Consider the following 9,593-nt stretch of genomic DNA (forward strand, 5'->3'; position numbering starts at 1 on the left):
GTCAAAAGCAGAACTTATCCACGACGGCACCTGGATCTCCAAAAGACGGATCGTGGAAAGCACCGCCGGTTTCCGGCAGCACCTGAACTCACAAATGGGAGAGAGACTATGTTTAAGAAAGGCATGCGCATTCTTCTGGCAGCCGCGGCTGTCGCCCCGATCCTCGTCAGCTCTGCCTGGGCGGCGGGCCAGATGACGATCATCGTCAACGATCCGTCGAACCCCTACTGGCTGACGGAGGGCAACGTCGCCAAGGCAACGGCCGAAAAACTCGGCTACACGGCCACTGTCAGCGCGCATAAGGGCGACACCAACACCGAAAGCAACCTGATCGATACGGCCATCACCAACAAGTCGGTCGCCATCATCCTCGATCCGGCCAATGCCGACGGTTCGATCGGTGCGGTCAAGAAGGCGGTCGCGGCCGGTATTCCGGTCATTCTCGTCAATGCCGAAATCAACCAGGAAGGCCTTGCCAAAGCCCAGCTCGTTTCTAACAACGCCCAGGGCGCGGCGATCGGCGCGCAGCAATGGGTCGAAGCGGTTGGCGACAAGGGCAATTATGCCGAACTCTTCGGCGCGCCGTCCGACAACAACGCCGCCACCCGCTCGAACGGCTATGAAACCGTTCTGACCCAGTATCCCGACCTCAAGAAGGTCGCCCAGGAAGTCGCCAATTGGGACCGCACCCAGGGTCACAACAAGATGCAATCCATATTGCAGGCCAATCCCGACATTATCGGCGTGATCTCCGGCAATGACGAGATGGCGCTCGGCGCCATCGCGGCGCTGAAGGAAGCCGGCAAGCTCGCCAACGTCAAGGTCGGCGGCTTCGACGGTTCGCCGGATGCGGTCGCCGCGATCAAGGCGGGAGAGCTGCAATATACCGTCCTTCAGCCCGTCGCCGTCTTCTCCGAAGAGGCCGTCAAGCAGGCTGACAACGTCATCAAGACGGGCAGCACCGGCGCCAAGAGCGAAAAGCAGCTGTTCGATTGCCTGCTGATTACCAAGGACAATATCGACAAGTACACCGGCCCGTTCGTTCTGGCCCAGTAACGCGATGGAGGGCGCCCGACCGGGCGCCCTCCACAACTTTCAACCGCGTCCGGCCGCTTTCGCCTTCTTTGCCTTGGCACGGCAATCACTATACGAAGCTGGGGTATGGAATTCAGCGACAAGGGTGAACCGTGACACAGAAGACCAATCAGGGCGACGAGCTGTTGGATCAGCTGACCAGCGACAGCCGCCAGACACGACAGGTCGCGCGCCGGCGCATGATCGCGGAGGCCGTAATGAGCGAAGGTTCGATGCGCATCGAGGATCTGACCGATCGTTTCGGCATCAGCCTGATGACGGCGCATCGCGATGTGGACGAACTCGTCAGTCGCGGGCTCTTCAGGAAGACGCGCGGCATCGTCACGGCGGCGGCGACCAACCTTATCGAGTCCAGCGATGTCTACCGCTCCAGCCGGCAGTCGGCGGAAAAGAAGGTGATCGCCGAGGCCGCCATGCAGTTCGTGGAACCGGGACAGGCCATCTTTTTCGACGATTCCACGACTGTCCTGCAGATGGCATCGCATCTCTCCTCGAAAGTGCCGATCACCGCCATTACCAATTCCCTGACGCTGATGAATGCCCTGACCGGCATGCACGACGTCACCCTGCTTGCGCTCGGCGGCCAGTACTACAACTGGTGCAATGCCTTCATGGGGCGCATGACGATCAACGAGATCAAGGGCTTGCGCGCGGATATCGCGTTCATTTCCATGTCGGCCATCAACGACGGCATCGTGCTGCATCAATCGCCGGAAACCGTCGATACGAAACGCGCCATGTTCGACTGTTCCGTCAAACGGATCCTGCTTGCCGACCATACCAAATTCGAACGGCGCGCGCTCCACAGCTTCGCGGCGCTCGAGGAATTCGACGTCGTCATCGTCGATGACAAGACCCCCCCTGTCCACATCGACCGGATGCGGTCCAGGGACATCAACGTCGTCGTCGCCAGGACCGGCCACGGACGCACGTGACCGGTCGCCACGGAAAGGTGAATGTGCATGCCGAGTCTTCTCGGGATCGATAGTGGCCTGACGGTTACGAAGGCCGTCATTTTCGATATCGACGGGACACCGATCGCCGTCGCGCGGCGGCGCGTCACCCAGCTCATCCCGAGGCCGCGTTTTGTCGAACGGGACATGCACGAACTGTGGACCGCAACGGCCGAGGCCATCCGCGAGGCTATCGGCCTCAGCGGCCGCCCGGCAGGCGATATCCAGGCCGTGGCGGCAACGGCGCATGGCGACGGCATCTATGTGCTGGATCACGCCCAGGCGCCGCTCGGCAACGGCATCGTATCGCTGGACAGCCGCGCAGGCGATATCGTCGATCAATGGACGAGGACCGGGATCGCCGATGAGGCGATCGCGCTCACAGGTCAGGTGCCGCACGTCTCCGCCCCGTCGGCGCTGCTGGCCTGGATCCGGGATCATGAGCCGGAACGCTTCAAGCGCATCGGCCACATTATCAGCTGCAAGGACTGGCTGCGATTTTGCCTGACCGGTACCGTCGGTACCGATCGCACCGAAGCGAGCACCTCGTTCACCGATGTCGGGACACAAGACTATAGCCAGGATGCCCTGCGCCTGTTCGGTCTGCAGGCGCTTGCCGCAGCTCTGCCGCCAGCCTCGCGCTCGGACGAGATCGTTGGCCGGGTAACGGCCGATGCATCGCGGTTGACCGGCCTCTTGGAAGGCACGCCCGTGGCTGCCGGATTGCACGACGTGACCGCCTCGGCACTCGGCGCGGGTGGTTATGCCGATGGTATCGTTGCTGTCATTGCCGGAACCTATTCGATCAACGAGACGCTGTCTTTCGAGCCGCGCGTCGACCGACGCTGGTTCTGCCGCAATGGCATTGCGCCCGGCGTCTGGAACAGCATGTCGATTTCGCCGGCGTCGAGTGCCAACTACGAATGGTTCATCGAAAAGCTGTGCGGCCGCGAATGGGCGGACTGCGAAGCCAGGGGCACATCCATCCACGCTTTGCTGGCATCGGAGATCGACGCGGCTTTCGCGCGTCCGTCATCGGTGCTTTTCCACCCCTATCTCTTCGGCTCACCCTACGGGGCATCGGCAAGCGCAAGCTTTTTCGGGCTCGGCGGCTGGCATGACCGCGGCGACATGCTGAGGGCCGTCATGGAAGGCATCGCGTTCAACCATCGCATCCATGTCGATGCCCTGCGCGACGGCTTCGCCTTCCGGGAGGCACGGCTTGCCGGCGGCGTATCGCGCAACCCGGCCGTCGCGCAGATGTTTGCCGATGTGCTGGCAATGCCGGTGACGGTGACCGGCACCGACGAGGCCGCGGCCTGGGGGGCCGCCCTTTGCGCCGGCGCGAGCGCCGGTCTTTACCCGGACCCGCAAAGCGATCCGGCAAAGGACAAGCAGGGCAAGACCTGCAAACCGGATGCCGCCCGCAGCGCGGAATATGAAAGGCGCTACCGCCTCTTCCGGGAAATCGCGGAAACGATGAAGCCGCTCTGGCCGAAGATCACCGGCCTTGCGCAGGACAGCGCGGCAGAGGCCGCAGTTTAGGACGACAGTACCATGATCCCCGATACGCTTGAGCGCAGCGCCGGCATCCGCGAGCACGACGTCGACGTCGTGATCCTTGGAGCAGGCATCAACGGTGCCGGCCTGTTTCGCGATCTCGCGGCCCAGGGCGTCAGCTGCATGATCATCGACAAGGCAGACTTCGGTTCGGGAACGAGTGCGGCCCCATCCCGCCTCATTCACGGCGGACTGAAATATCTGGAAACCGGGGAATTCGGCCTGGTTGCCCAATCCACCCTGGAACGCAACCTGCTCTTGAAGAACGCGCCGCATTGCGTCGAAGCGCTGCCGACATTCATTCCGATCTTTTCGTGGACACGCGGTATCTGGGCGGCGCTGCAGACATTGTTCGGCTCCAAGACCGCGCCCCGCAGCCGGGGCGCCCTGCTCATCAAGATCGGCCTTTCCCTTTACGACTTTTTCGGTTCGCGCGACCGCGTGATGCCGCGCCACCGGCTGATCCTGAAGAAGAAGGCCAGGCGGGAAATGCCGCATGTGACGCCGGCAATCGTCGCCGGGGGCATTTATTACGACGCAAAGATCAGCCGGCCGGAACGCCTCGTCTACGAACTCGTCAAGGACGGGCTGGAGGCGAACCCGCATTGTTCCGCGGCAAATTTCACCACGCTGACCGCCTGCTCGGAAGGCCGCCTGAACTTTCGACGCGAGGACGGAGCGGAATTTTCTGTGCGCCCGAGGCTCGTCGTCAACGCCGCAGGCCCATGGATCGATCACGTCAACGAAGCGCTCGGCGCGCCCTCGCGCCTGATCGGCGGCACGAAGGGCTCGCATATCCTGATCGATCACCCCGATCTGGTGCGCAGCCTCAACGGCCACATGATCTATTTCGAAGCCGACGACGGTCGCATCTGCCTTGTCTACGGCTATCTCGGGCTCGCGCTCGTCGGCTCGACCGATATCCCGAGCCGGGACCCCGACAGCGTGCGCTGCGAGGAGCCCGAGATCGACTATTTCCTGCAGAGCCTGAGATCGCTGCTGCCCACGTTGCGCTTCGATCGCGACCAGATCGTCTACACCTATAGCGGCATCCGGCCGCTACCGGCCTCCGACGGAACGGCGCCGGGCCTGATCAGCCGCGACCATTCAGCACCGGTCATCGAAGCGGACGGCACGCGGCCTTTTGCCATCATGTCGCTTGTCGGCGGCAAGTGGACGACGTTTCGCGGTTTTGCCGAGGAGGTTGCCGACAGTGTTCTGGCCCGGCTCGAGCGCCCGCGCAAGCAGTCGACGCGCTATCTTGCGATCGGCGGCGGAAAGGCGTTTCCCGCCGATGCCCAGGCAAGACGGGGCTCTGTCGACAAGATCGCCGGGGCCGCAGGCATCACGGCCGCGCGCGCAGAACAGCTTCTGAACCGCTATGGCACCACGGCAGAGGCTATTGCGACGTTCCCTTCGGCTCATTCCGACGAGCAGCGCATAGCGAGGGCGGAACATTACAGTTTTCGGGAGATCGACTGGATCGCCCGCAACGAGCTTGTGGTCCATCTCTCCGATATCGTCTTGCGGCGCACGACGATCGCGATCGAGGGTCGGCTGACCTACGAGGGCTTGACGGACATTGCCGGCATCGCCGCCAAGGCGCTCGGCTGGGATGCTGCGCGTATCGAGCATGAAATCAGTGACGTCGTCACCCTGCTCAAAGTGTTTCACGGCCAGTCCCTGGCGGCCGGCACGACGGATATCGAGCCGGGGAAAAGCGCCCGCCCCGTCAGCCTTTAATATCCTGGGAAAAGACCGGGTCGAGTGCGCCGGAGGCGTAGCGCTTTGCCATTGCCGAAACCGGGAGAGGGGTAATCCGTTCCGCCATGCCGGCGGTGCCGAACTGCTCGAAGCGCTCCCTGCAAAGCCTGGTGAGCGCGGCCATTGCGGGCTTCAGATATTTGCGCGGATCGAATTCGCTCGGATCCTCCTGCAGGACCCGGCGGATCTGGCCGGTCATGGCCATCCGGCCGTCGGTGTCGATGTTGACCTTGCGCACGCCATTCTTGATGCCGCGCTGGATCTCTTCGACCGGCACGCCCCATGTCGGCTTCATCTGACCACCGTATTTGTTGATGATCTCCTGCAATTCGACCGGAACCGACGACGAACCGTGCATGACGAGATGCGTGTTCGGCAGCTTGCGGTGGATCTCTTCGATGACATTCATCGCCAGCACCGAACCGTCCGGCTTGCGGGTGAACTTGTAGGCGCCGTGCGAAGTGCCCATGGCGATCGCCAGCGCGTCGACCCGGGTCTCGCGCACGAATTTTACAGCTTCGTCCGGATTGGTCAGCAGCTGGTCGTGAGACAGCTTGCCTTCCGCGCCGTGACCGTCCTCGGCCTCTCCCATGCCGGTCTCGAGAGAGCCGAGCACACCGAGCTCGCCTTCGACGGAAATGCCGCCGAGATGCGCCATCTCGGTCACTCTCCGGGTCACGCCGACATTATAGTCCCAGTCGGCAGGCGTCTTGGCATCCGCCTTCAGCGAGCCATCCATCATGACCGAGGTGAATCCCGCCTGGATGGCCGTCATGCAGCTGGCCGGGTCGTTGCCGTGATCGAGATGCACGCAGACGGGGATGTGCGGATAGATTTCGACGACCGCGTCCATCATGTGCTTGAGCATGATATCGTGGGCATAGGCGCGCGCGCCGCGAGAGGCCTGCATGATGACGGGGGCGCAGGCCGCATCGGCGGCCTCCATGATGGCGAGCGCCTGTTCCATATTGTTGATATTGAAAGCGGGAACGCCGTAGCCTTCCTCCGCCGCGTGATCCAGCAACTGCCTGAGCGTAATGCGCGCCATTGAACACCCTTCCTCTCACACGGGAGACCGTCGAAATCCCGGTGCTGAAAAGATCGCACAATCACTAAATTGGAACAAGTATAAATCACAATATCACAATATCTATGATGTTTTCTGCCTATTTAAAACGTTTAGCATCATGGCGATATGGCCCGGCGGAAGGAACTCGCGGCCGCCGCCTTCCAGGATGGGCGTGACAAAGCGGCACCGGTCAGCATCGACCATCGTATGATATTAAAAACAAATCGTGGAAAAGCGGCGCGATGCCGTCTACAAGTCGGTGGATTGAAATGCGAAAGAGACAGAAGGTAGGCCATGAACGTCAAGACACCGAACGCGATTGATACCTATGTCGGCATGCGCGTGCGCAGGCGCAGGCAGCTTCTCGGCATGAGCCAGGAACGGCTTGCCGAACAGATCGGCGTGACCTTCCAGCAGGTGCAGAAATACGAAAAGGGCATCAACCGCATCGGCGCGAGCCGGCTGCAGAAGATCGCCGAAGTGCTGCGCACCTCGCCCGCCTTCTTTTTCGAGCAGGACGATTCGCAAGCGCCGAGCCTTGCCGGTCTCGATTTGACCGTCCCCGCCGATCCGGTCGCGGAATTTCTGCGGTCGAAGGAGGGCCTCGTCCTCAACAGGGCCTTCATGAAGATCGAGGATCGGCGCATTCGCGAAACGATCATTTCGCTCGTCAAGGCGATGGCGCAGACCGAAAGCAGCGACATTCCGCTCAGCGCACTGAGGATGGACGAGCCGGATTCCCGCAGAGAGTGAAAGCGGACGTCACCCGCGCATGTCCCTCAGGCTCGAGTCGTTTGGCGCGTTGCGGCTGCTGAATGCGGCGGGAGAGCCTGTAGCCTTTCCCGAAAAGGGCCTGCTGACGCTTTGTTACCTGCTCGACAGGCCGGATAGAAAATGTTCGCGCCGCGCTCTTGCGCGCTTTCTGTGGGACAGCCCCGGCAATCCCGATATCATGGCGAACCTGCGCAAGATGATCTCGCGCATCCAGGCGCGGCAGGCAGAACTTGGCGTGGAATTGCTAGCCTTCACCGCGACCGACGTAAGGGTCAGGCGAGAAAGCTTTGTCGCCGACCGCTCCGAACTCGACACCCTTGCCTCGACCGATCCGCTCGATGTGCTGCGCAGGCTCCTATCCCTGCTGCGGCCGGATTTCCTCGCCGAACTTGCCGATCAAAGCACCGGCATGCGGGCGTGGGTCTCCGGCGAGCGCGGCCGGCATATGGCAATCCTTATCGACGCGGTGAAGCAGGCGCTGCCACAAGCGCGCTCGCGGGCCGATATCGGCCTCATCAAGGAAGCCGCGCTCAGGATCTTCCGCGATGCCCCCGACGACGAGAACATCCGCCATATCCTTCTGCAAGCCTATGAGGCCGAGGGCTCCCTGGAAAACGCCAGGCAGCTTTTCGAAAGCCGCAGGCCTGATCTCCGGAACGCGCTGGATGTCGGCCTCGATCTGCAGGCCTTGAAGGAAGTGCGCAGGATTTTCGATGCCGGCAGGGCGACGCCGTTGCCGGCCGCACCGAGGCTTGACAGCAGCATCGTTCTCAAGGCCACGCCCCTGCCCCGCCTTGTCCTGCTGCCGCCGGCCGAAGCCGGCGATGCCGGTTTCCTGCCGATGCTTTCGGAGGCGCTGATCGAGGACGTGACCATCGGCCTTTGCGCCCTGAACAGCGTCTCGGTCGTTGCGCCACATACAGCCGTGCAAATCGCACGCCATGCCGATCGTCAAGGCATGATCCTGCGTCATTCGATTTCCTATGTGCTCCACACACGGTTGGCTGCGGGCAGCGGCCCGCCGTCGCTGTTCGTCCAGCTCGTCTACGCCGCCAGTGACGAGGTCATCTGGGCCGAGCGCTTCAGCCTCGAAAAATACGACCTGATCGCTGACCGCCGGGAGATGGCACGACGCATTGCCAAGGAACTTTCCGCCCAGATACGCCAGAACGAGAGCGTGCGCGGAGCTTTCGAGGCCAATCCGGCCGCCTATCACAGCTATCTCCTGGGCTTTCGGGACATGAAGCGGCTTTCCCTGCCGGATATCCGCAGGGCACGAAAGGCGTTCCGCGAGGCCCTGCAGCACAGCGCCCATTTCTCACCGGCGCTCGCCGGCCTTGCGCGCACCTTCCTGATGGAATGGCTGCTGACGGCTCGCGGCGATGCCGAGCTGATCCGGCTTGCGGAAGATTATGCAAACCGGGCCATCGTCGCCGACCCCTCGCTGGCTTCCGGCTTCCGCCAGCTCGGCGTTGCCAAGCTCTATCTGAACGACTTCGATGAAAGCGTGGTGGCGCTGAAGGTCGCCGAGGAGCTCAGCCCGCATTATGCCGACGGCATCGCAAGTTATGCCGATACGCTCGTGCATGCCTCGCGCCCGGCCGATGGGCTCGCCAAGATCGACCGGGCAATCTCGCTCAATCCGCTGAGCCCCGCCGAATATCTGTGGACCGAGGCCGGCGCGAATTTTGCGCTCTTCCGTTACGGGGAAGCGCTGGATGCGATCGGCAGAATGGATGACCGCACGCCGGCCGACCGGCTTGCGGCCGCCTGCTGGGCGATGCTGGGCGACGTGAAAAATGCCCGCCTCTACATGCGCAAGGCGCGCGAAACCAATCCCGATTTCGACGTCGACAGATGGCTGACCCTCGTCCCCTTCAAGGAGACGTGGCAGAGGGAACAATATCGCGAGGCGCTGCGGAAGGCGGGCTTCTGAACTGCTCCGGATCACGCCGCAGGGTTGTCGCCTTTCGATATGCCATCCAGACTAGTGTCACGCCCGTGTCACGCGCTTTTCTCGCCCTTATCCTCTAGGTTCCTTCCGGCACACCCGGAGAGCTCAATAGACATGGCAGCTGAAGACAATATCGAACTCGGGACCACCGAGAAGGATCAAAGGCTGCGGGATATCGCATCGCTTGCGCGGCTCGTGTCCTACGCCCGCCAGAACGCCCGGGAACTCAATGCCGAGTTTTCCGTCTATTGCCTCGATCTTGCGCTCGGCGCGCTGCTGCAGGATCTCGCCGAGAGCGGCTTAGGATCGATCGACATTCAGGATTCCCAAATCAGTTGCTGAGTGATTCATAGGCTGCCGTGATGATCACGGAGACCTGTGGATGGCGGCGAAGCGGTATGAACTGAGCGACGGACAGTGGGAG

8 protein-coding genes are annotated in these 9,593 nt (G+C 62.2%); 7 read left to right on the forward strand and 1 reads right to left on the reverse strand.

What is annotated here, in order from left to right; genetic code table 11:
• Positions 1–108: 108 nt before the first annotated feature.
• The 4 genes from ACFPWW_RS10485 to ACFPWW_RS10500 all read left to right on the forward strand — a co-directional run bounded on the left by ACFPWW_RS10485 (position 109) and on the right by ACFPWW_RS10500 (position 5,351).
• Positions 109–1,056: a D-ribose ABC transporter substrate-binding protein gene (locus ACFPWW_RS10485; RefSeq protein ID WP_112705540.1), complete on the forward strand. Its 948-nt coding sequence runs from the start codon at positions 109–111 to the stop codon at positions 1,054–1,056.
• Positions 1,057–1,187: 131 nt separating this feature from the next.
• Positions 1,188–2,030 carry a DeoR/GlpR family DNA-binding transcription regulator gene (locus ACFPWW_RS10490; RefSeq protein WP_112572652.1) on the forward strand — a complete coding sequence of 281 codons (843 nt, stop codon included), beginning with the start codon at positions 1,188–1,190 and terminating at the stop codon, positions 2,028–2,030.
• A 27-nt stretch (positions 2,031–2,057) separates the two neighbouring features.
• On the forward strand, positions 2,058–3,593 hold the full coding sequence (locus ACFPWW_RS10495) for an FGGY-family carbohydrate kinase (RefSeq protein WP_377311566.1): 1,536 nt from the start codon (positions 2,058–2,060) through the stop codon (positions 3,591–3,593).
• A 12-nt stretch (positions 3,594–3,605) separates the two neighbouring features.
• Positions 3,606–5,351, forward strand: coding sequence for a glycerol-3-phosphate dehydrogenase/oxidase (locus tag ACFPWW_RS10500; protein ID WP_377311568.1), 1,746 nt, complete (start codon positions 3,606–3,608; stop codon positions 5,349–5,351).
• Here ACFPWW_RS10500 and fba read toward each other — a convergent pair.
• Entirely contained in the window at positions 5,341–6,420 is a 1,080-nt protein-coding gene (fba, locus tag ACFPWW_RS10505; protein ID WP_377311569.1) for a class II fructose-bisphosphate aldolase, read from the reverse strand. The genes ACFPWW_RS10500 and fba overlap by 11 nt on opposite strands.
• Positions 6,421–6,735: 315 nt before the next feature.
• Between fba and ACFPWW_RS10510 the strand changes: the two genes are divergently transcribed.
• From ACFPWW_RS10510 to ACFPWW_RS10520, 3 genes are all read left to right on the forward strand, one after another.
• Positions 6,736–7,194 (forward strand): helix-turn-helix domain-containing protein, encoded by a 459-nt coding sequence (locus ACFPWW_RS10510; protein ID WP_377311570.1) that lies wholly within the window; start codon positions 6,736–6,738, stop codon positions 7,192–7,194.
• Between the two features lie 19 nt (positions 7,195–7,213).
• Complete coding sequence (locus ACFPWW_RS10515) at positions 7,214–9,151, forward strand: SARP family transcriptional regulator (RefSeq protein ID WP_377311572.1); 1,938 nt, start codon at positions 7,214–7,216, stop codon at positions 9,149–9,151.
• Positions 9,152–9,283: 132 nt separating this feature from the next.
• A complete protein-coding gene (locus ACFPWW_RS10520) occupies positions 9,284–9,511 on the forward strand; it encodes a hypothetical protein (RefSeq protein WP_377311574.1) in 228 nt (75 codons plus the stop codon).
• Positions 9,512–9,593 lie beyond the last annotated feature (82 nt).

The sequence above is a fragment of the Rhizobium sp. GCM10022189 genome (genome assembly GCF_042656325.1).
Lineage (GTDB): Bacteria > Pseudomonadota > Alphaproteobacteria > Rhizobiales > Rhizobiaceae > Rhizobium.